The sequence below is a fragment of the Streptomyces sp. NBC_01439 genome (assembly GCF_036227605.1).
GTDB lineage: Bacteria > Actinomycetota > Actinomycetes > Streptomycetales > Streptomycetaceae > Streptomyces.
The window spans coordinates 2,585,155-2,608,104 of sequence record NZ_CP109487.1 but is presented as its reverse complement, the minus strand read 5'-3'; the positions used below and the strand labels follow the sequence as shown (position 1 = coordinate 2,608,104).

Below are 22,950 nucleotides of genomic sequence, written 5' to 3'. Positions count from 1 at the left end.
ATGCCGGGTCTCGGAGCGTGAAGCCGTGACGTGCCCCGGCCGGGGGGCGACGGCTGGCCGTCGCTAATGGGCAGGAGTGGATGAGTCGTGCAGACTCCCGGATCGCAGTCGTCGCTGCACCGCGCGAATCTCGAACGGGTCGTGCGGGCGGTGCGGCTCGCGGGATCGCTGACCCAGGCGGAGATCGCCCGCGCCACCGGACTGTCGGCGGCCACGGTCTCCAACATCGTCCGGGAGCTGAAGGACGGCGGGACCGTCGAGGTCACCGACACCTCGGCCGGCGGTCGCCGGGCGCGCAGCGTCTCGCTCAGCGGCGACGCGGGCATCGTCATCGGTGTCGACTTCGGCCACACACACCTGCGGGTGGCGGTGGGGAACCTGGCCCACCAGGTACTGGCCGAGGAGGCCGAGCCGCTGGACGTCGATGCGTCCTGGGCGGACGGCTTCGACCGGGCGGAGGCCCTGGTCGGACGGCTGATCGCGGACATCGGCGTGGGGCTGGAGAAGGTCATCGGCGTCGGACTCGGCGTGCCCGGCCCGATCGACGTGGAGTCCGGGACCCTGGGCTCGACCGCGATCCTGCCGGGCTGGGCGGGCATCAACCCCCGCCAGGAACTCTCGCAGCGCCTCGGGGTGCCCGTGTACGTGGACAACGACGCGAACCTCGGCGCCCTCGGCGAACTCGTTTGGGGGAGCGGCCGGGGAGTGAAGGACCTGGCCTACATCAAGGTGGCCAGCGGCGTGGGTGCGGGCCTCGTGATCAACGGCCAGATCTACCGCGGACCCGGCGGCACGGCGGGCGAGATCGGGCACATCACCCTGGATGAATCGGGCCCGGTCTGCCGCTGCGGCAACCGCGGCTGCCTGGAGACCTTCGCGGCCGCCCGGTACGTACTGCCGCTGCTCCAGGGCACGCACGGCCCCGAGTTGACGATGGAGAGGGTGGTCGAACTGGCCCGTGAGGGGGACCCGGGCTGTCGCCGGGTGATCACGGATGTGGGTCGGCACGTCGGCAGCGGGGTGGCCAGTCTGTGCAACCTGCTGAACCCCAGTCGGGTGGTGCTGGGTGGCTCGCTGGCGGAAGCCGGCGAACTCGTCCTCGCCCCCATCCGCGAATCGGTGGGAAGGTACGCGATCCCCAGTGCGGCCCGGCAATTGTCGGTGCTGACGGGGAACCTCGGCGAGAGGGCCGAAGTGCTCGGCGCGCTGGCGCTCGTCCTCAGCGAGATGGGCGATTCGACACTTTTGTCAGACCATGGAAGTGGAGTGCGAGCTCCAGCCGTCTTGCCTTCAGGTAGATAACGAATGGCACCGTTGTCATCTCGTTAAGAATTCACTCCTTGACGGCAAAACGCGGCCGGGGTTGACTCACATCCACCTCGGCCGCGCCGCTGCGGCCTCGTCAGGGAGGTTCAAGTAATGAACACGCGTATGCGCAGAGCCGCCGTAGCTGTCGCCGCTGGTGCCATGGCCGTTTCGCTCGCCGCTTGTGGCAGTGCGAAGGAGGCCGGCGACACGACGAAGGCGTCTTCCGGCGCTGCCAAGGGCGATGCGATCAAGGTCGGTCTGCTCCTTCCGGAGAACCAGACCGCGCGTTACGAGAAGTTCGACAAGCCGCTGATCGAGAAGAAGATCGCCGAACTCACCGGTGGCAAGGGCGAGGTCGTCTACGCCAACGCCAAGCAGGACGCGACCACGCAGAACTCCCAGGTCGACACGATGATCACCAACAAGGTGGACGTCCTGATCATCGACGCGGTGGACTCCAAGGCCATCGCCGGCTCGGTCAAGAAGGCCAAGGACGCCGGCATCCCGGTCGTCGCTTACGACCGCCTGGCCGAGGGCCCGATCGACGCGTACACCTCCTTCGACAACGAAGAGGTCGGCAAGGTCCAGGGCAAGGCCCTGCTGGAGGCGCTGGGCGACAAGGCCAAGGACGGCCAGGTCGTCATGATGAACGGCTCGGTCACCGACCCGAACGCCAAGCTCTTCAAGTCCGGTGCCCACTCCGTGCTCGACGGCAAGGTGAACGTCGGCAAGGAGTACGACACCGTCGAGTGGAAGCCGGAGAACGCCAACACCAACATGGCGGCCGCGCTCTCCGCGCTCGGCAAGGACAAGGTCATCGGCGTCTACTCCGCCAACGACGGCATGGCCGGCGGCATCATCACCGCCCTCAAGGCCGCCGGCGTCTCCCCCCTGCCGCCGGTCACCGGTCAGGACGCCGAACTCGCCGGTGTGCAGCGGATCGTCGCGGGCGAGCAGTTCATGAGCGTCTACAAGCCGTACGCCCCCGAGGCCGAGGCCGCCGCGAAGATGGCCGTCGCCCTCGCCAAGGGCGGGAAGGCCGAAGGCTCCACGTCCACGGTCGACAGCCCGACCACCAAGGGCGTCGCAGCCGTCCTGATCCCGGTCGTCTCGCTCACCAAGGCCAACATCAAGGACACCGTCGTCAAGGACGGCGTCTATTCGGTGGACGAGATCTGCACCGACAAGTACGCGGCGGCCTGCGCCGCCGCCGGCCTGAAGTAGCGGCCCCCGCCGCCTCCCCGAGGCGGCCCCCGTGCCTGACCGGCGCCCCGCCACTTACTCCCCGCCACCCGGCGGGGCGCCGGGCAGAAACGTTCCCCCATTCATCCCGCTCCTGCTCTTCTGCACGACATCCCCGCCGGTCAGGCGGCGAAGGAGATGGTTCATGTGTCCGCTGCGCCCGTGCTGGCGTTGCGAGGGGTCTCGAAGCGGTTCGGCGCCGTTCAGGCCCTGACCGACGTAGAACTCGAGATCCACTCCGGTGAAGTGGTCGCCCTCGTCGGCGACAACGGCGCCGGAAAGTCCACGCTGGTCAAGACGATCGCCGGCGTGCACCCCATCGATGAAGGTGTCATCGAGTGGGAAGGGCGTCCGGTCTCCATCGGCAAGCCCCACGACGCCCAGAACCTGGGCATCGCGACGGTCTACCAGGACCTCGCGCTGTGCGACAACATCGATGTCGTCGGCAACCTCTTCCTCGGCCGAGAGCTCAAGAGCTTCGGCATCCTCGACGAGGTGGAGATGGAGCGGCGCGCCCGCGAGCTCCTGACCACCCTGTCCATCCGGATCCCCAGTGTCCGGATCCCCATCGCGTCACTCTCCGGCGGTCAGCGCCAGACCGTGGCCATCGCCCGTTCCATGCTGGGCGAGCCCCAGCTCGTCATCCTCGACGAGCCCACCGCCGCCCTCGGCGTCGAGCAGACCGCACAGGTCCTCGACCTGGTGGAGCGGCTGCGCGAGCGCGGCCACGCCGTCATCCTCATCAGCCACAACATGGCCGATGTGAAGGCCGTCGCCGACAAGGTGGCGGTCCTGCGGCTGGGCCGCAACAACGGTGTCTTCAACGTCGCCGACACCTCGCAGGAAGAGATCATCTCCGCCATCACCGGTGCCACGGACAACGCCGTGACCCGCCGGGCGGCCCGCACCTCGGAGGCCGGCAAGTGAGCACCCAGAACCCCCTGGACAAGGGCTCCGTCGACCAGCAGGAGCACATCGACCCGGTCAACCCGGCGGCCGCGCACGACGCGATCCCGGCCGTGGACCCCCGCCTGCTCGTGCGGGAGGAGGGGCTCGCCGGCTACTGGGGCGAGTTCAAGCGCAAGATGAAGGCCGGCGACCTGGGTTCCCTCCCGGTCGTCATCGGCCTGATCGTGATCTGGTCGATTTTCCAGGGGCTGAACTCGAACTTCCTCTCCCCGGAGAACCTCACCAACATCGCGATCACGATGACCGGCACCGGCATGATCGCCATCGGCATCATCTTCGTGCTGCTGCTCGGCGAGATCGACCTCTCGGTCGGCTCGGTCAGCGGTGTCTCGGGTGCGATCGTCGCCGTCCTCGCCGTCACCCACGGCGTGAACGAATGGCTGGCCATCCTCGCGGCCATCGTCGGAGGCGCCCTGATCGGCTCCATCCACGGCTTCTTCTTCGCCAAGGTCGGCGCCCCGGCCTTCGCCGTCACCCTGTCGGGCCTGCTCTTCTGGCTCGGTGCGATGCTGCAGATCCTCGGCAGCAACGGCACGATCAACATCGACTCCGACGGCGTGGTCGGCCAGCTGACCACGTACTTCTTCTCGGACGTGGCCGTCGCCTACGGGCTGGCCGCGCTCGCGGTGGCCGGCTACTTCCTCGCGGCCTTCCTCGACGCGAGGCGTCGCGAGGCCGCCGGGATGCCCTCCCGGCCGCTCGCCGAGATCCTGCTGCGCACCGGCCTGCTCGCGCTGTGCACCTTCGGCCCCGCCGTGCTGTTCAACCAGTACAAGGGCCTGCCGCTCGCGGTGGTGCTCTTCCTGCTGGCCCTGGTCGTCACGGACTTCCTGCTGCGCCGCACGACCTTCGGGCGCAACGTCTTCGCACTGGGTGGCAGCGTCGAGGCCTCCCGCCGCGCGGGCATCAACGTGACCCGGATCCGGATCACGGTCTTCGCGATCTCCAGCACCTTCGCGGCGATCGGCGGCCTGTTCTGGGCCTCCAAGATCGCGGCGGCCAACCAGAGCGCCGGCGCCGGCGACCTGCTGATGAACGTGATCGCGGCGGCCGTCATCGGCGGCACCAGCCTCTTCGGTGGCCGGGGCCGGACCTGGAACGCCCTCCTCGGCGTCATGGTCATCGTCTCGATCCAGTACGGTCTGGCTCTGGAAGGCATCGCGACGCCGATCCAGTACATGATCACCGGCGCGGTGCTGCTGGCTACCGTGGTGATCGACTCGGTGACGCGCAAGACCCAGAAGACGGCCGGACGCGCCTGATCGCGCGCCCGACCTCGCGCCGGAGTGACGTCCGGCGGTAAGACCGGTCACAGTGCCCGGCGCCACTTCTCGTGGCGCCGGGCATCCGTGCGTGCATGTACGGGGTACTCATGTACGGGTATACGCCCGTATGTGATGTGTGGCCGTCAGGCCGTGCGTACATGTATGACAAAGGTGTGACGCCCCCGGGACGGCCCGATGACCGCGGCCGGGGACGGAACATTAGACTCGACAGACCAGCAAGCAACTGCAAGGAGGCACGGGTGCTGCTGACCCGCATCAAGGGACCGCGCGATCTGGACCGGCTCAGCCAGGAGGAGCTCGACCAGCTCGCGGCAGAGATCAGGTCCTTCCTCGTCGACGCCGTCTCCAAGACCGGCGGGCACCTCGGCCCCAACCTCGGCGTGGTCGAACTGACGATCGCCCTGCACCGGGTCTTCGAATCGCCCAAGGACAAGGTCCTCTTCGACACCGGCCACCAGGCCTACGTCCACAAGCTGCTCACGGGCCGCCAGGACTTCGGCAACCTGCGCTCCAAGGGAGGCCTGTCCGGCTACCCCTCGCGCGCCGAGTCCGAGCACGACGTGATCGAGAACTCGCACGCCTCCACCGTGCTCGGCTGGGCCGACGGCCTCGCCAAGGCCAACGAGGTGCTGGGCCGCGAGGACCACCACGTCGCCGCCGTCATCGGCGACGGCGCGCTGACCGGCGGCATGGCCTGGGAGGCGCTGAACAACATCGCCGCCGCCAAGGACCGCCCGCTGGTCATCGTCGTCAACGACAACGAGCGCTCGTACGGCCCCACCATCGGCGGCCTCGCGAACCACCTGGCGACCCTGCGCACCACGGACGGCTACGAGCGCTTCCTGGCCCGCGGCAAGGAGATCCTGGAGCGCACCCCGGTCGTCGGGAAGCCGCTCTTCGAGACCCTGCACGGCGCCAAGAAGGGCCTCAAGGACTTCATCGCCCCGCAGGGCATGTTCGAGGACCTCGGGCTCAAGTACATCGGGCCCATCGACGGCCACGACATCGAGGCCCTGGAGTCCGCCCTGCAGCGCGCCAAGCGCTTCAGCGGCCCGGTCATCGTGCACTGCCTCACCCAGAAGGGCCGCGGCTACACCCCGGCCCTGGAGCACGAGGCGGACCGCTTCCACGCGGTCGGCGTGATCCACCCGGACACCGGCCTGCCGGTCAGCACCGACGCCGCCAGCTGGACCTCCGTCTTCGCCGACGAGATGGTCAAGCTCGGCCAGGAGCGCAAGGACATCGTCGGCATCACCGCCGCCATGCTCCAGCCGGTCGGCCTGAAGAAGTTCGCGGACGCCTTCCCGGACCGTATCTACGACGTCGGCATCGCCGAGCAGCACGGCGCCACCTCGGCGGCGGGCCTCGCCACCGGCGGCGCCCACCCGGTCTTCGCGGTGTACGCGACCTTCCTCAACCGCGCCTTCGACCAGGTCCTGATGGACGTCGCGCTGCACAAGTGCGGGGTCACCTTCGTCCTGGACCGTGCCGGCATCACCGGCACCGACGGCGCCTCCCACAACGGCATGTGGGACATGTCCATCCTCCAGGTCGTCCCGGGCCTGCGGCTCGCCGCTCCGCGCGACGCCGAGCAGCTGCGCGCGCAGCTCCGCGAGGCCGTCGAGGTCAAGGACGCACCGACCGTCGTGCGCTTCTCCAAGGGCGTCGTCGGCCCGGCCGTCCCGGCCGTCGGCAAGATCGGTGGCATGGACGTGCTGCGCGCCCCGGGCGCCGAGGTCACCCGGCCGGACGTACTGCTCGTCTCGGTCGGTGCGCTCGCCCCGATGTGCCTGGAGATCGCCGATCTGCTGGACAAGCAGGGCATCTCCACGACCGTGGTCGACCCCCGCTGGGTCAAGCCCGTGGACGAGGCCCTGGCCCCGCTCGCTGACCGGCACCGCGTGGTCGTCACCGTCGAGGACAACGGCCGTACCGGTGGTGTGGGCGCCGCCGTCTCGCAGGCCCTGCGGGACGCGGGCGTCGACGTACCGCTGCGCGACTTCGGCATCCCGCAGCGCTTTCTCGACCACGCCCAGCGCAAGGAGATCATGGCCGAGATCGGCCTGACCGCGCCGGACATCGCCCGGCAGGTCACCGGCCTCGTCGCGAAGCTGGACGGCCGCTACGAGAGCGAGCCGGCCGCCGCCGTCGACTAGTCCGGATCTCGCCACGCGCGCCGTTCGTAGATCGACGCGCGGTTGCACGTCACGGGCCGGGAGATCACTCTTGAAGAGTGGGCCTCCCGGCCCGTTCGTGCGTCGTCACCTCTCGGAGGCGTCGGTGAGCAAGGATCTGAACAGCCCATTCCGTACCAAGACGGTGGAGCAGTCCATCCGCGACACGGAGGAGCCGGAACACGCGCTCCGCAAGTCGCTCTCCGCCTGGGACCTCACGGTCTTCGGTGTGGGCGTCATCATCGGCACCGGCATCTTCGTCCTCACGGGCATCGCCGCCCGGAACAACGCCGGTCCCGCCACCGCCCTGGCCTTCGTGGCCGCGGGCATCGTCTGCGCCCTGGCGGCGCTCTGCTACGCCGAGTTCGCGTCCACCGTCCCGGTGGCCGGGTCGGCGTACACGTTCTCGTACGCCTCGATCGGTGAGTTGCCCGCCTGGATCATCGGCTGGGACCTGGTGCTGGAGTTCGCGCTCGGCACGGCGGTGGTCGCGGTCGGCTGGTCCGGGTACGTGCGCCACCTCATGGACACCAACCTCGGCTGGACCCTGCCGACCTCCCTGTCCGGCCCCGATGCCGGCGGCCACTTCGACCTGCTGGCGTTCCTGCTGGTCCTCGTGCTGACGTGGATCCTGGTCGTCGGGACGAAGCTCTCGGCCCGCATCACCGCGGTCGTCGTCGCCATCAAGGTGACGGTCGTCCTGCTGGTCATCGTCGCGGGCCTGTTCTTCATCAAGGCCGACAACTACTCGCCGTTCATCCCGCCGGCCCAGCCGCAGGCCGAGGGCGTCAGCGGCTGGCACTCGCCCCTGGTCCAGTTGCTCTTCGGCTACGAGCCCACGAACTTCGGCGTCATGGGCATCTTCACGGCGGCCTCGCTCATCTTCTTCGCCTTCATCGGCTTCGACGTGGTGGCGACGGCGGCCGAGGAGACCAAGAACCCCCAGCGCGACATGCCGCGCGGCATCCTCGGTTCGCTGCTGATCTGCACCGTGCTCTACGTCGCCGTGACCCTGGTGGTCACGGGCATGCAGAAGTACTCGGAGATGTCCCCGACCGCGCCGCTCGCCGAAGCCTTCAAATCGGTGAACCAGCCGTTCTTCTCGGGCGCCATCAGCCTCGGTGCGGCCGTCGGTCTGATCACCGTGTGCATGATCCTGCTGCTCGGTCAGACCCGCGTGTTCTTCGCGATGAGCCGTGACGGACTGCTGCCGCGCGTCTTCTCCGTGACGCACCCGACGTACCGCACCCCCTACCGGGCGACCCTGCTGCTCGGTGGGATCATCGCGGTCGTCGCCGGTTTCACCAGCCTGGAGACCCTCGCGGAACTGGTGAACATCGGCACCCTGTTCGCCTTCGTGGTGGTCGCGCTGGGTGTGATCGTCCTGCGCAAGACCCGCCCCGACCTGCACCGGTCCTTCCGCACCCCGTGGGTGCCCTTCATTCCGATCGTGTCGATCGCGGCCTCGTTCTGGCTGATGCTCAACCTGCCGGCCGAGACCTGGCTCCGCTTCGGCATCTGGATGGTCGTCGGCGTCATCGTCTACTTCGCCTACGGCTACCGCAACAGCCGCCTGCACAAGGTCGGCCAGGACGCGGAGTTCTAGGACGCGAAGCACCAGGACGCGAAGTACCAGGGCGTGAAAGCCGGAAGCCGGCCGTACGGGTCATCCGTACGGCCGGCTCCGTGTGTGCGTGGCCCGTCAGCCCGTGGCGGGGGACTTCTTCGCCGAGGCCGGGATCTTCTGGTCGTTGCGGAGGGCTTCCCACAGCTGGGTCGCCTGCGGCTCCGCCGTGATCACGCGGTTCGGGTCCACCTTGTCGTAGGCGACCGGCAGCATGATCGTCTCCATGGTCTCCGGGTCCACGCCCTTCATGCTCCGCGCGAAGTCGGACAGCGCGGTGAGCGAGGCGAGCTCGGAGTCGGTGGTCAGCGACTTGGTCCCGGCGTCGGCGAGCTTGTACAGCCGCGCCGGGTTGCCGAAGGCGTCCTGCTTCTTGATCTCGGACAGCATCGCCATCATGAACTGCTGCTGGAGGCCTATGCGCCCGAGGTCGCTGCCGTCGCCGTAGCCGTAGCGGGTACGGACGAACTTGAGGGAGTCGGTGCCGTTGAGCTTGTGCTCGCCGGCGTCGAGCTTGAGGCCGCCCTTGGCGCCGCTCATCGGCTTGTCGAGGGTGACGGTGACCCCGCCCAGTGCGTCGACCAGACCCTTGAAGCCGGCGAAGTCCACCTCAACGAAGTGGTCGATGCGGACCCCGGACATCGTCTCCACGGTCTTGACCACGCAGGCCGGGCCCGCGAGCGAGTAGACGGAGTTGAACATGACCCGGTTCGCGGACTTCACGGTCTTGCCGTCGCCGTCCTTGCACTCGGGCCGGGTGATCAGGGTGTCGCGCGGGATGCTCACCGCGGTGGCCTTGGCCCGGCCCTCGGGTATGTGCACCAGCATCGCGGTGTCCGAGCGGGCGCCGCTGACGTTGCCGTGGTCGAGGTCGCCGTTGGCCCCGGCCCGGGAGTCGGACCCGAGCACCAGGATGTTCTGGGCGTTCGCGACGACCTTCTGCGGGCGGTCGTCACCGATCGCCTTGTCCAGGTCGACGCTGGAGATGTTGCCGTCGAGGCTGCTGTACAGCCACCAGCCGGTGCCGCCGACCGCGAGGACGAGGACGGCGAGGGTCAGCAGGAGGACCCGCCTGACGCGCTGTCCGCGGGTCCGGGCACGCTTGCGCCCGCGCCCCTCGGAGGGGCCGCGGGGAGTCTCGCGGCCCGGTGTCATGACGTCCTGGCTCATCCTCTGAGTCCTCAATGGTGGTGGTCGGCACGGGCGTTGGCGGGCGCGACGTCCGGGCGCGGGAGAGGCCGCTCCGGGATGCCCGCGCTGGCCGTGCATTATAGACAGTTAATGAGATGAGTGTGCGACTTGATGTCCTGAATCGTACGTCCACCTGTCGCACTATCATTCGCCTCGATGGTGGCCCCCCGGGCCGGTCAAGCAGGTCTAGGGAAGGGTCGCGGCACGGTGAGCGAATTCGTCGTCGACGGGCGCTGGCTCGCCCTGGGCAAGGACGGGCGGCTCACGGCCTTCGTCCGTACCCGCGGCGGTCTGCTGCGGTGGACGGAAGAGGCTCCGGGCGGACCGAAGTGGACCGGCCCCGACTTCGTGGAGACTCCCGAGCTCAGCCACGTGACGGTGGTCCAGGGCGCCGACCGCTACCTGCACCTGCTGGGCCGCCGTACCGCGCACGGCGCCGACGGGACGCCGGTGGTCGACTTCGTCCAGGCGACCCAGTTCCAGACGGGCCGCCCGCTCACCGACTGGCGTGCGCTCGGCAGCCCGTCCAAGGACCCGGCGCGCGCCGCGATGGCGGGCCCGCCGGCCGGCACGGTCTCGGCGTCCGGGGCGGTGTACCTGTTCGTCCGGCACGCCGGCGGCGGAGTGTCGATGCGCCGGGAGGGCCGTCGCGGGGCCTGGGAGTCGTGGAAGAACCTCCAGGGCCAGCGGGGCCTCGACGGCCTGGCCGCGGTGACCGCGTCCACGGGCCTCATCGAGCTGCTGGCCCCGGCGGACAACGGCCGCACCATGCACTGGACGCAGTCCGTGCCGGACGGTGACGTCGAGCGCCGCCCGAACATCCGCGTCGCCCCCGCCGCGGGCAGCCCCGTGGCGCTGGAGACCTCGCCGGGCCGGGTCACCTACTACTGGACCGACGCCGAGACCGGCGGCATCCTCGCCCACCGCATCGGCGACTGGATCATCCCCCTCGGCGGGGCCCCCGCGGAGGGGCGGCTCGCGGCCGTACGCGCCGTCCTCGACGGGTACGACTGCACGGTGCTCGCCCACTGGGGGTACGACGGCCAGGTCATGCTGGCCGCCTGCGGCTCGGAGAACGAGGGCGCGGGCGTGTGGTGGTCTGCCACCGGCGAGACCACGGTCTGCCCGCCCGCACTGGCGCTCGACGGCTACGGCCGCGTCGTGATCGGCACGGTGGACCAGGCCGGCCGGCTGCGGATCGTGCGGCAGAGCGACGAGCCGGGCCTCGTGATGAATCCTGCGATTCAGTTGTAAATCCGCAAAATCTCCACCTATCGGGCTTCGGGTGGCCGAAACTCATCGAAAGGATCTTGTGAGCTTGTTCACAAGGTGTTTGCGAAAGCTTGAACATGTCCCGAATGTGGGCCTGTTGACGTGTCCGGGCGACGGACGGCAGATGGACAACGCGTGGCCTCAAGTGTGAAGATCCGATAGGCGTCCGGGGGGGGCGTGGAACGGGGGAGGTTCGCGGCGCGGCATACCGAGTCCGGAGCGACCGGTCGGATATGGCCACTTGCGATGTGGACGGATGCGGATACGTGGTGAGCAACCCAGAGGCCAGTAATCTCGTGGCGGGCTACCGCTCGCTGGTTCCTGTTCAGGCCCGCAGGCGCATCGTGCGCTCGGTACCCAAGCCCATGCGCACCGGCGTGATGAAGAGCATGACCCTCGTCGACTCGGCCCGCTCGGCCGTCGTCGTGCGCGCCATGGGGGGCAGTGCGGACCGTGCCGGCAAGGCCGACGACGCCTCCCTGCGCGTCGTCCGCGTCCAGGGCAAGCACGTACACGCGATGGTCGTCGCCGGCGCCACCGAATGGGCCGCGCAGGCCCGCAACCTCCACCTGCTCGTCGGCGTGCTCGAAGAAGCCGGCATCGACCACTTCTGCGTCCGCGGCACCGGCAAGCCCAATCCCTGCGTCGCCGTGCCCGCGAGCCAGCGCGACGAGGTCGAGGACGTCCTCGAGTACTCCTTCGGGATCAACCCCGGCTACGTCGCCGACGCCTCCGGCGGTCACCACCGCCCGGGCTCCGCCGCCAAGACCTGGCGCCGCAACCGCTCGCGCGACGTCCTGCGGCTGTTCTGGATCGTCTGCGACCCGACGGGGAACCTGGTCTTCGGCCAGGACTCCGGCGTCGACCTGGAATTCTGGGACGAGTCCGACGGCCGTCTCGTCGCGCCCCGGCCCAACAGCGTGGTCACCGAGGTCCCGGCGGACGGCCCCCGCACCTGGGCGCCGCAGCAGCTCTTCAGCCCGGTGCCCGCCCCCTACTGGAGCGGCGAGGCACGCACCCTTGCCGAGTTCACCGCCCCGCTGCCCTCCGACCACCTCTTCCCGATCGACGTCGTCTACACCTGGGTGGACGACTCCGACCCGGTGTGGCGCGCAGGCAAGGACGCCGCCCGCCGCGGCATCACCTCCGGACGGACGACCGCCCCGCTGCACGAGCAGGCGGCCAACGATGCGCGCTTCACCAGCCGCGACGAGCTCCGCTACTCGCTGCGCTCCATCCACCAGTACGCGCCGTGGATCCGCCAGATCTTCCTCGTCACCGCCGGCCAGGCGCCGGGCTGGCTCAACACCGAGTACCCCGGTCTGCGGGTCGTCGACCACCGCGAGATCTTCTCCGACCCGGCCGCGCTGCCGACGTTCAACTCGCACGCCATCGAGAGCCAGCTGCATCACATACCGGACCTTTCGGAGCACTTCCTCTACCTGAACGACGACGTGTTCTTCGGCCGCCCGGTGCGCCCGGGGCACTTCTTCCACTCCAACGGGCTGTCGAAGTTCTTCATGTCCAAGGCCCTGATCCCGCCGGGCGGAGTCAGCCCCGAGGACCTGCCCGTCAACGCGGCCGGCAAGAACAGCCGCGGCCTGATCGCCAAGCAGTTCGGCACCTTCATCTCCCAGAAGATGAAGCACACCCCGCACTCGCTGCGGCGCAGCGTCCTCTCCGAGATCGAGCACGTCTACGCGCGCTCCCACTGGGTCACCCAGCACTCGCGCTTCCGCTCCCCGCACGACGTGCCGATCGCCTCCTCGCTGCACCACTACTACTCGTACCACTCGGCCCGCGCCACGATCGGCGACCTGCGGTACGTGTACATCGACATCGGCCACAACGGGGCGCAGCAGCGCCTCGACCGGCTCGTGGCCCGCCGGGACTTCGACACCTTCTGCATCAACGACACCGTTGCGCCCAAGGACAAGGACGCCCAGGCGCGCATGGTCGAGCGGTTCCTCGACTCGTATTTCCCCGTACCGAGCCCCTACGAGCTGCCGGACGCCGTGGGGACCCCCACCCGGCGCACCGCCGAGCTGGGAAGCACGCACTACCGATGAAGAATTTCCTCAAGAGGCTACTGCGTTCGCGCGAGACGTTCGTGGCCGCCCTGGCCCCGCGCCTCGTCGTCATCCGCTCCTGGCTGATGGTGCACGTGTTCCTGCCCCGGCGCATCGGCCGGGCCGCCGTGCTGCAGTACGCGCAGGTCCTCGACGGGCACACCATGAACCTGCACGCCGAGCTGCCCGACTCGGCCCCGCTCGGCGAATCCGCCGAGCTGGAGCTGAAGCACGGCCGGCGCACCTACCGGACGACGGTGCGGCTCTACGAGGACCGCGAGGACCGGCTTCTGATGGACGCCGCCGTGCTCCTCGGGGCCGGCCCCGGCGGCCTGCCCGTCACCAGCGGCCGCTGGAAGACCACGCTGCTCGTCCAGGACGGCCGCAAGACCCGCAAGTACAAGCTGCTGCTGGTCGAGCCGCCCGTGCCCTACGCCGGACCGACCAAGCCGATGAACGCCTCGCCCGTCGACGGCCTGCGCCACCGCCTCGGCCGTACCGTCGCCGGCAGCCTGACGGTGGTCACCTCGAACCCCAAGCCGCTGGCCGAGGTCATGCGCATCGACCTCTCGCACTCCTCGATGGTCCTCGACTTCCGGATGCTCGGCGCGCGGCTCGAGGACCCCTGGGCCGAGTTCACCGCCTCCCGCCGCCGCATCCAGCGACCGCTGGAGGCACTGCCCGGCGGGGCCTGGCGGGTCGTCGTACCGCTGGAGGAGATGCCGCCCGCGCGTGCCACGGACCACTGGGACGTGGCCGTCGCCTCGAAGGGGTCGCGCACCCTGCGCATCGGCCGCCGGCTGCACGACGTCCGCAACCCGATGCGCGTGTTCACCATCAACAAGGCCGTCGTCGCCCCGCGCGGCCTCGCGCCCATGATCGTCCATCCCCGTTACACCCCCGCGGGCAACCTCCGGGTCACCTGCAGCCGTATGCCCGAAGCCGGGCGGAGAGCCTGATGAAGATCACTTTTCTGCTGACCACTGCCGACGCCGTGGGAGGCACCGAACGAGCTGTCTTCAACCAGGCCGCCGAGCTGGCGTCGCGCCACGACGTACGGGTCCTCAGCATCTTCCGCAGCCAGCCCGAGCTGTTCTTCCCGCTCGACGAGCGGGTCCGGGTCGACTACCTCATCGACCAGACCGGTCCCGTACCCCGCCCGGTACGCGGGGTCGAGCTGGGCGACGACGCGTACGCCGTCCTCTCCAAGCAGTCCAGCAGCCTGGTCGACCGGGCCTGGGAGGCCGCGTTCAACCGGCTGTCGGACATCGAGCTCGAACTCGCGCTCCAGCACACCGACACCGACATCCTCATCACGACCACTCCGGCCCTGATGGCGCTGGCGGTCCAGCTCGCCCCCAGCCGGGTCATCACCGTGCACCAGGAGCACCGCGTCTCCGAGCTGCGCGGCACCAGCGGCGAGCCGCTGCTGAAGTACTCGGCGCGGCTCGACGCCCTGGCCGTGCTCAGCGGCCGCACCCGTGACTGGTTCGCCGAGACCCTCGGAGCCAGCGCGCCGCGGATCGAGGTCATCCCCAACGCCCTGCCCACCGGGTTCCGGCCGCGCTCCACCCTGGAGACCCGAACCGTCGTCACCGCCGGGCGGCTCGTCGGCGAGAAGCAGCTCGACCACGCGATCAACGCCTGGGCGCAGATCGCCCCCCGCCACCCCGACTGGATCCTGCGCGTCTTCGGCGACGGCCCGCTCTCCGGAGTGCTGCGCCGCCAGATCAACCAGCTCGGCCTGCACGACAGCATCCAGCTCAACGGCAACACCCCGCACCTCGCCGAGGAGTGGGCCAAGGCCAGCATCGCGCTGATGACCTCCCGCAACGAGGCCTTCCCGCTCGTCCTCATGGAGGCGCAGGCCGCGGGCGTGCCCGTGCTCTCCTACGACTGCCCCAACGGGCCCAGCGAGATCATCCTGGACGGCCGCTCGGGCATCCTCGTCCCGCACGGTGACGTCGAGGCCCTCGCCCTGCAGCTCAACCGCCTCATCGAGGACCAGCAGCTGCGCCACCGGATGGGCGCCGAGGCCGCGCACACGATCCACCGGTTCGACCCGCCGCAGATCACGTCGCAGTGGGAGAAGCTCTTCAAGGAACTGGCGGGCCACCGCGAGAGCGGCCGCCGCGACGCCGTCAAGGCCGACCGCCTCGCCCTGCACGCCGTCCACAGCGGACTCACCGGCGCGGCGACCGCCGCCGCCCCCGCCCCGGCCAGCCAGTCGCGCTCGGGCAACCAGCGCCAGCTGGAGCAGCAGGTCGCCAAGCGCCGGCGCGAGCTCGTCCGCGACGGCGGTCAGCTCTGCCGGGTCACCGACTCCGAGTCCCCGTTCGACGTCGTGCAGGCGAACCTGGCGCTGGCCGCCGACGCCCTGGAGGCGGCCGGGGTCCCGTACCTCCTCACCCGCGACACGATGGTGCGCAAGACCATCGCCGTCCACGCCTCCTACCGCGAGGGCGTGCTGAAGGCGCTGGCCGCGGCGTACGGGCAGGAAGCCGTCTACGCGGCGTTCCTCAACGAGCGCCAGGACGCCATCACCACCGTCCTCGCCGGACTGTGCGAAGACCACCTGGCGCTGCCGTGCACCGGTGTCCGCGTCTACCAGAGCGTCGTCACCACCTCGCGCACCCTGCGCATGGGCGCCGTGTACGGCTGCACCATCTCCTTCTGGGAGACCGACCCCGAGGAAGAGGAGTTCGTGCGGACCCCCGCCCGCACCCTCATCGGCGACCGGATCTCCCAGTACTCCATGAGCCGGGTCCCCACGGTCCTCGCCGGACGCACCTACCCGACCATCGCGCCCTTCGCGCAGCCCCTGCACGCCGACGTCAACTTCCCCATCGACGCCGTCTACACGTGGGTCGACGGCTCGGACGTCAACTGGCTGGAGCGCAAGAACCAGGTGCTGTCCGGGCTCGGCCTGGAGACGGTCGACGCCGCCGCCAGCGCCGCGCGCTTCCGCAGCCGCGACGAGCTGCGCTACTCGCTGCGCTCGATCGACATGTACGCGCCGTGGATCCGGAACATCTACATCGTCACCGACCGGCAGGTGCCGGCCTGGCTCGACACCAACCACCACCGGGTGCGCGTCGTCGACCACACGGAGATCTTCGGCAACCGCGGCGCGCTGCCGACCTTCAACTCGCACGCCATCGAGAGCCAGCTCCACAACATCGAGGGCCTCGCCGAGCACTTCCTCTACTTCAACGACGACTTCTTCATGGGCCGCACCGTGCTGCCCAACCTCTTCTTCGAGGGCAACGGGCAGGCGAAGCACTTCCTGTCGCCGACCGCCATCCCGATGCTCCCCACCCGCCAGGACGACGACTTCAACATCAGCGCGGCCAAGAACAACCGCGCACTGATCGCCGGATCCTTCGGCCAGGCCCTGACGCACGGCTTCCTGCACGCGCCGTACCCGATGCGCCGCAGCGTCATGGCCGACCTGCACCAGACCTACCCCGAGGTCATGGCCCAGACCGCCGCCAGCCGGCTGCGCTCCCACAGCGACGTGTCCGTCGCGTCGTCGCTGCACCACTACTTCGCCTACCAGACGAGCCGGAGCATTCCGGGCCGCATCGCGTGCGGATTCGTCAACGTCGGCCTGACCGAGCACCGCACCCGGCTCACCCGCCTGATGACGGCCCGCCCGCACGACGTCTTCTGTCTGAACGACTACCACGACGGCGACGTACCGGAGGAGGAGCAGGACGCGATCCTGGCCGCCTTCCTCCCGAGCTACTTCCCGGTGGCGAGCCAGTTCGAGTACGGGGCGCCGAGGAACCAGCGCTACCACGCCGGACGGATGCCCGAGTGGCCGCTGTAGGGCACAGCGGAAGGCGTGGAGACATGAGCGTGAAAGAGGAGAAGTCGTGACCAAGCTTTGCATCATCGGGAATTCCGTCGCGGCGTCGAGGACGCCCAAGGAAGCGCCGTTCGCCGGCTGGGGCCAGTTCCTCGGCGAGTACCTCACGCCGTACTTCGAGGTGAAGAACTACGCGCGCGATGCGATGACGGCTCGCTCCTACTACACCGAGCGCTTCCTGACGCTGCTCAACCAGCTCACCCCCGGTGACGTGGTCGCGGTCGACTTCGGCGGCGTCGAGCAGCGCATCGACAAGCCCGGCCTCTACCACAGCCACCGCGAGCTGCGGGAGTTCCTCCACCTCTACCTGGCGGCCATCCGCACCGAAGGCGCCGTGCCCGTCCTCCTGACGCCCGCCGTGCGCTGTGTCTTCGAACCCGACGGCACGGTAGCCGACACCCGCGACGGCTACCCCCAGGTGGTGCGGGAAGTGGCGGCGGAGACCGGCACGCCCCTGGTCGACCTGAACCTGATGACCGCGCGGATGTTGCACGAACTCGGCCCGCAGCGGGCCCGGCAGTACTACCGCTGGGTCGACGCGGGCGAGCACCCGAACCACCCCGACGGCCTGATCGACGCGTCCCACTTCAACGAGGCCGGTGCCCGCGAGGTCGCCCGGCTCGTGGCGATCGGCCTGCACCAGGCGGCGGGCCTCCCGTACGGGATGGTCAACACGGAGGCGGTCGCCGTCGCCCCGGGATATCCGCCGCTGCTGACCGAGTTCACGGTCGAGTCGCCCGAGCGTGCCCTGCAGAGCCCGGGCGGCGTCGTCGCCGAGCCCGTCTTCGCCGGACCCAGGCCCGGCCAGGCCGTGAGCGCGATGCAGAAGTTCTGGGGCACGGCCGCGCCCGGTACCTCGTACCTCCTCTTCTTCGAGCAGGGCGTGTACATCGGCGGGACACGGGTCAACGCCGAGGGCAAGTGGACCTGGCGCCGTGCGGTCAAGTGGGTGGCGGGCGAGCGGGTCATCCAGGCCGTCGGCATCACCGACCAGGGCCTGTCGGCGGTCGCCACGCTCCCCTTCGCGGTGTGGGACAGCGTCCCGCCGCCCATCGTCCTCGGTCCCCGTGAGGGCAACATCAGCGGTCCGCGACCCCGGTTCTCCGGTACGGCCGTGCCGGGGGTCTCCCAGGTGATGATCATGGAGGGGGACCGGCTGATCGCCGCCGCCCCGGTGCAGAAGGACGGCACCTGGAAGGTGACCCACCAGCACGACTGGCGGCCGGGCAGTTACTCCCTGGAGTTCGTCGCGATCTTCAGCGCGATCCACTCCAAGCCCGCCCCGTACACCCTGCGCGTGCACGGCGTCCCCGAGGGGAACTGGATCCGGGAGTCGACGATGTCCCGCGTGCCGTGCGACGACAAGTGCGACCACATGCCCTTCGCCGGCCGCTGGTGAGCGGACGCCGCCGGCTCTCAGGGGCCGACGGCGGCGCGTGTCCTCACTTGGTGATCCTGACCGTCGCGTAGACGGGGGCGTGGTCGGACTTGCCGTTGGGCGGCGTGTCCTCCTCGTTCGGCGTCGTGTCCATCCGCGTACGGTCCACCCCGCACGAGGAGAATCCCGCCCGGGCACCGCCGGCTTCCGGGCTCGCGAAGATGTGGTCGAGATTGCGGTACACGTGCTTCTGGGCCTTGATGTCCCACGCGTGGTGCGTGGTCTCCTGCTCACGGGTCAGCTGCCGGCACTCCGACAGCGCGGACGTGAGCGGCGCGAGCTCGGCGGACTTCGAGTTCCGGTTGAAGTCGCCCGTCAGGATGTACGGCTTCCCGTCCGTCGCCATCCGCAGGGCGATGCGCGCGGCCTGCTCGGCGCCCCGCTTGTCACTCGAGGGCACCAGGTGCGCGGTGCACACCCGGTGGGACCAGCCCTCCACGTCCACGCACAGCAGCGGCGACACGCGCTCACCGCTCTGCGGGGGCTGGTCCGAGAGCGTGTTGCTGTCCGAGGACGCCGTGATCTTCCCGCGGACCGCGATGGCCACCCCCAGCTCCCCCTTGAGTGAGCCCCGGCACTCCGCGGCGCCGTCGGGCCGCGTGCCGCGTGCCCGGACGAAGCTCCAGCCGTCGCCCAGCTCCCGTTCCAGCAGCGCCAGATGGCTCCCCGCCGCCCCGCCGCAGACCTCCTGCAGGGTGACGACGTCGGAATTGCGCTCGGCGACCATCTCGACGATCTCGGCCACCGTCAGGTCGGGCCGGTTGCGGTTGGGGCAGAAGCCGCGCTGACCGCGCAGCCCGCCAGCCTCCCCGCAGATGTTCCAGTCCAGCACGTTGAGGTGGCCGGGCCCGGCCTCCGGGGCGGGGGCCGGCTTCGGCGCCGGGTCCGCGCGGGTCATGGCGTACACCGCGACCCCCAGCAGCAGGGCGACGACCGCGCTCAGCACCGTCACGACGACCGCCGTCGGGATCCGGGGGACCCGGGGGGAAGGCCGTGGACTGCTGTTTCGCGGGTACATCCCTTGATTATCCGAGGTCGCACGCGGTGTTCGAACAGCGGGGCCGGGAAACCGGAACGCGGAAACGGCGGCGGCGCCCGCCCTCACGTACGAGGACGGGCGCCGCCGGTTCCGCGGTGCTGCGTACTGCCTCAGACCGGGATGCTCGCCAGGCCGGGGGCGAGGAACTTCTTGCCGTTCACGCGCTCCGAGACGCCTTCGCGGTCCAGGTACGGCGTGATGCCGCCCAGGTGGAAGGGCCAGCCGGCGCCCGTGATGAGGCAGAGGTCGATGTCCTGGGCCTCGGCCACGACACCCTCCTCCAGCATCAGGCCGATCTCCTGCGCCACCGCGTCCAGGACGCGGTCGCGGACCTGCTCCTCGGTCAGGACCGAGTCGCCCTGCACCAGGAGGGCGGCGACCTCGGGGTCCAGCTCCGGCTTGCCGGAGTCGTAGACGTAGAAGCCGCGCTTGCCGGCCTTGACGACGGCCGCCAGGTTCGGGGAGACGGTGAAGCGCTCCGGGAAGGCGCGGTTCAGGGTCTCGGAGACGTGCAGACCGATCGCCGGGCCCACGAGCTCCAGCAGCACCAGCGGGGACATCGGCAGGCCGAGCGGCTCGATGGCCTTCTCCGCCGTGACGACCGGGGTGCCCTCGTCGATGACGTTCTGGATCTCGCCCATGAAGCGGGTCAGGATGCGGTTCACGACGAACGCCGGGGCGTCCTTGGTGAGGACCGCGGTCTTCTTCAGCTTCTTGGCGACGCCGAAGGCCGTGGCCAGCGAGGCGTCGTCGGTCTGCTCACCGCGGACGATCTCCAGCAGCGGGAGGATCGCGACCGGGTTGAAGAAGTGGAAGCCGACCACGCGCTCCGGGTGCTGGAGCTTGGAGGCCATCTCGGAGACCGACAGCGAGGAGGTGTTGGTGGCGAGGATCGCGTGCGCCGGGGCGACCGCCTCGACCTCCGCGAACACCTTCTGCTTGACGGACATCTCCTCGAACACGGCCTCGATGATGAAGTCCGCGTCCGCGAAGCCCTCGGCCTTGTCCAGGACGCCGGTCACCAGGGCGGTCAGGCGGTTGGCCTTGTCCTGGTTGATGCGGCCCTTGCCGAGCAGCTTCTGGATCTCGGCGTGGACATAGCCCACGCCCTTGTCCACGCGCTCCTGGTCGATGTCGGTGAGGACCACCGGCACCTCCAGGCGGCGCAGGAAGAGCAGCGCCAGCTGCGAGGCCATCAGGCCCGCGCCGACGACGCCGACCTTGGTGACCGGACGGGCCAGGGACTTGTCCGGGGCACCGGCCGGGCGCTTGGCGCGCTTCTGCACCAGGTTGAAGGCGTAGATACCCGAGCGCAGCTCGCCGCCCATGATGAGGTCGGCCAGCGCCGCGTCCTCGGCGTCGAAGCCGGCCTGGAGGTCACCGGACTTGGCCGCGGCGATGATCTCCAGCGCGCGGTAGGCGGCCGGAGCGGCGCCGTGCACCTTGGAGTCCGCGATGGCGCGGCCCTTGGCGACGGCCGCGTCCCAGGCCTCGCCGCGGTCGATCTCCGCGCGGACGACCTCGGTGGTGCCGTTCAGGACGTTCGCGGTCCACAGGAGCGACTGCTCCAGGAAGTCCGCGCCCTCGAAGATCGCGTCGGCGATGCCCAGGTCGAAGACCTGCTTGCCGCGCAGCTGCTTGTTCTGGTTGAGCGAGTTCTCGATGATCACCGAGACCGCGCGCTCGGCGCCGATCAGGTTCGGCAGGATGGCGCAGCCGCCCCAGCCGGGAACCAGGCCGAGGAAGACCTCGGGCAGCGAGAAGGCCGGGATGGCCTTCGAGACGGTGCGGTAGGAGCAGTGCAGACCGACCTCGACGCCGCCGCCCATGGCCGCGCCGTTGTAGTACGCGAAGGTCGGGACCGCCAGCGCCGCGAGGCGCTTGAAGACGTCGTGGCCGCCCTTGCCGATGGCGAGCGCCTCGTCGTGCTTCTTCAGCAGCTCGACGCCCTTGAGGTCGGCGCCGACCGCGAAGATGAACGGCTTGCCGGTGATGCCCGCGCCGACGATGGAGCCGGCGATGGCCTCCTGCTCGACCTGGTCGATCGCCGCGTTCAGGTTGGCGAGGGACTGCGGGCCGAAGGTGGTCGGCTTGGTGTGGTCGAAGCCGTTGTCCAGCGTGATGAGCGCGAAGCGCCCGGCGCCGAACGGCAGGTCCAGGTGGCGGACGTGCGCGGACGTGACGACCTCGTCCGGGAACAGCTCGGCCGCGCCCTTCAGGAGCTCAGCGGTGGTGCTCACTTGGAGTCTCCCTCGGCGTTGAAGTTCGGGTTCTCCCAGATGACCGTGGCGCCCATGCCGAAGCCGACGCACATGGTGGTCAGGCCGTAGCGGACGTGCGGCTGCTCCTCGAACTGACGGGCCAGCTGCGTCATCAGGCGCACGCCCGAGGAGGCGAGCGGGTGACCGAAGGCGATGGCGCCGCCGTACTGGTTCACGCGGGCGTCGTCGTCGGCGATGCCGTAGTGCTCCAGGAACGCGAGGACCTGGACCGCGAAGGCCTCGTTGACCTCGAAGAGACCGATGTCCTCGATCGTCAGGCCGGCCTGGGCCAGGGCCTTCTCGGTGGCCGGGATCGGGCCGTAGCCCATGACCTCCGGCTCGACACCCGCGAAGGAGTACGAGACGAGGCGCATCTTGACCGGGAGGTTGTTCTCCCGGGCGAAGTCCTCGGACGCGATGATCGCGGCGGTGGCACCGTCGTTGAGACCGGCGGCGTTGCCCGCGGTGACCCGGCCGTGCGTACGGAACGGGGTCTTCAGGCCGGCCAGGTTCTCCAGCGTGGTGCCCGGGCGCATCGGCTCGTCGGTGGTGACCAGGCCCCAGCCCGTCTCACCGGCCGCCTCGTTGGTGTTGCGCACCGAGATCGGGACCAGGTCCTGCTGGATCTTGCCGTCGGCGTACGCCTTGGCGGCCTTCTCCTGCGAGCGCACGGCGTACTCGTCGGCGCGGAGCTTGGTGATCGTCGGGTACCGGTCGTGCAGGTTCTCGGCGGTCATGCCCATGAACAGGGCGGACTCGTCGACCAGCTTCTCGGAGACGAAGCGCGGGTTCGGGTCCACGCCCTCGCCCATGGGGTGGCGGCCCATGTGCTCGACACCGCCTGCGAGGGCGACGTCGTACGCACCGAAGGCCACGCCGCCCGCGACGGCGGTCACGGCGGTCAGCGCGCCGGCGCACATGCGGTCGATGGAGTAGCCCGGGACGGACTGCGGCAGGCCCGCGAGGATGCCGGCCGTGCGGCCCAGCGTCAGGCCCTGGTCACCGATCTGGGTGGTCGCGGCGATGGCGACCTCGTCGATCTTCTTGGGGTCCAGGTCCGGGTTGCGGCGCAGCAGCTCCCGGATCGCCTTCACGACGAGGTCGTCGGCGCGGGTCTCGTGGTAGATGCCCTTCGGGCCCGCCTTGCCGAACGGGGTGCGGACGCCGTCGACGAAGACGACGTCCCTGACGGTACGAGGCACGTTG

The 22,950-nt window shown here is 69.8% G+C and carries 15 protein-coding genes; 11 read left to right on the top strand and 4 right to left on the bottom strand.

The window, feature by feature from the left end; genetic code table 11:
• Positions 1-87: 87 nt before the first annotated feature.
• The 6 genes from OG207_RS11430 to OG207_RS11405 all read left to right on the top strand — a co-directional run bounded on the left by OG207_RS11430 (position 88) and on the right by OG207_RS11405 (position 8,585).
• Positions 88-1,302, top strand: a complete 1,215-nt coding sequence (locus OG207_RS11430; protein WP_329098286.1) for an ROK family transcriptional regulator — start codon at positions 88-90, stop codon at positions 1,300-1,302.
• 117 nt (positions 1,303-1,419) lie between these two features.
• Positions 1,420-2,532, top strand: a complete 1,113-nt coding sequence (locus tag OG207_RS11425; RefSeq protein WP_329098284.1) for a sugar ABC transporter substrate-binding protein — start codon at positions 1,420-1,422, stop codon at positions 2,530-2,532.
• A gap of 156 nt (positions 2,533-2,688) precedes the next feature.
• Positions 2,689-3,477, top strand: coding sequence for an ATP-binding cassette domain-containing protein (locus OG207_RS11420; protein WP_030008680.1), 789 nt, complete (start codon positions 2,689-2,691; stop codon positions 3,475-3,477).
• A 14-nt stretch (positions 3,478-3,491) separates the two neighbouring features.
• Complete coding sequence (locus OG207_RS11415; RefSeq protein WP_402694678.1) at positions 3,492-4,781, top strand: sugar ABC transporter permease; 1,290 nt, start codon at positions 3,492-3,494, stop codon at positions 4,779-4,781.
• A 263-nt stretch (positions 4,782-5,044) separates the two neighbouring features.
• Positions 5,045-6,961, top strand: a complete 1,917-nt coding sequence (gene dxs, locus OG207_RS11410) for a 1-deoxy-D-xylulose-5-phosphate synthase (protein WP_329098282.1) — start codon at positions 5,045-5,047, stop codon at positions 6,959-6,961.
• 124 nt (positions 6,962-7,085) lie between these two features.
• Positions 7,086-8,585, top strand: a complete 1,500-nt coding sequence (locus OG207_RS11405) for an amino acid permease (protein WP_329098280.1) — start codon at positions 7,086-7,088, stop codon at positions 8,583-8,585.
• Between the two features lie 96 nt (positions 8,586-8,681).
• On the opposite strand, the gene OG207_RS11400 is transcribed toward OG207_RS11405, so the two are convergent.
• The gene (locus tag OG207_RS11400; protein WP_402694635.1) at positions 8,682-9,773 is read right to left on the bottom strand and encodes an LCP family protein; all 1,092 of its coding nucleotides are present in this window, start codon (positions 9,771-9,773) and stop codon (positions 8,682-8,684) included.
• A gap of 228 nt (positions 9,774-10,001) precedes the next feature.
• On the opposite strand from OG207_RS11400, the gene OG207_RS11395 reads away from it, so the two are divergent.
• From OG207_RS11395 to OG207_RS11375, 5 genes are all read left to right on the top strand, one after another.
• On the top strand, positions 10,002-11,048 hold the full coding sequence (locus OG207_RS11395; RefSeq protein ID WP_329098279.1) for a hypothetical protein: 1,047 nt from the start codon (positions 10,002-10,004) through the stop codon (positions 11,046-11,048).
• Positions 11,049-11,431: 383 nt separating this feature from the next.
• Entirely contained in the window at positions 11,432-13,135 is a 1,704-nt protein-coding gene (locus tag OG207_RS11390) for a stealth family protein (RefSeq protein ID WP_402694677.1), read from the top strand.
• Positions 13,132-14,094: a hypothetical protein gene (locus OG207_RS11385; RefSeq protein ID WP_329098278.1), complete on the top strand. Its 963-nt coding sequence runs from the start codon at positions 13,132-13,134 to the stop codon at positions 14,092-14,094. Before OG207_RS11390 ends, OG207_RS11385 begins: the two co-directional genes overlap by 4 nt.
• The gene (locus tag OG207_RS11380) at positions 14,094-16,967 is read left to right on the top strand and encodes a stealth conserved region 3 domain-containing protein (protein WP_329098276.1); all 2,874 of its coding nucleotides are present in this window, start codon (positions 14,094-14,096) and stop codon (positions 16,965-16,967) included. The genes OG207_RS11385 and OG207_RS11380 overlap by 1 nt, the downstream gene beginning before the upstream one ends.
• A 46-nt stretch (positions 16,968-17,013) precedes the next feature.
• On the top strand, positions 17,014-18,405 hold the full coding sequence (locus tag OG207_RS11375; RefSeq protein WP_329098274.1) for a GDSL-type esterase/lipase family protein: 1,392 nt from the start codon (positions 17,014-17,016) through the stop codon (positions 18,403-18,405).
• A gap of 43 nt (positions 18,406-18,448) precedes the next feature.
• Here the strand turns inward: OG207_RS11375 and OG207_RS11370 are convergent, their stop codons facing one another.
• From OG207_RS11370 to OG207_RS11360, 3 genes are all read right to left on the bottom strand, one after another.
• Positions 18,449-19,396 (bottom strand): endonuclease/exonuclease/phosphatase family protein, encoded by a 948-nt coding sequence (locus OG207_RS11370; RefSeq protein ID WP_329098273.1) that lies wholly within the window; start codon positions 19,394-19,396, stop codon positions 18,449-18,451.
• Between the two features lie 197 nt (positions 19,397-19,593).
• Positions 19,594-21,723: a 3-hydroxyacyl-CoA dehydrogenase NAD-binding domain-containing protein gene (locus OG207_RS11365; RefSeq protein WP_329098271.1), complete on the bottom strand. Its 2,130-nt coding sequence runs from the start codon at positions 21,721-21,723 to the stop codon at positions 19,594-19,596.
• Positions 21,720-22,946: a thiolase family protein gene (locus tag OG207_RS11360; RefSeq protein ID WP_202199161.1), complete on the bottom strand. Its 1,227-nt coding sequence runs from the start codon at positions 22,944-22,946 to the stop codon at positions 21,720-21,722. Before OG207_RS11360 ends, OG207_RS11365 begins: the two co-directional genes overlap by 4 nt.
• Positions 22,947-22,950 lie beyond the last annotated feature (4 nt).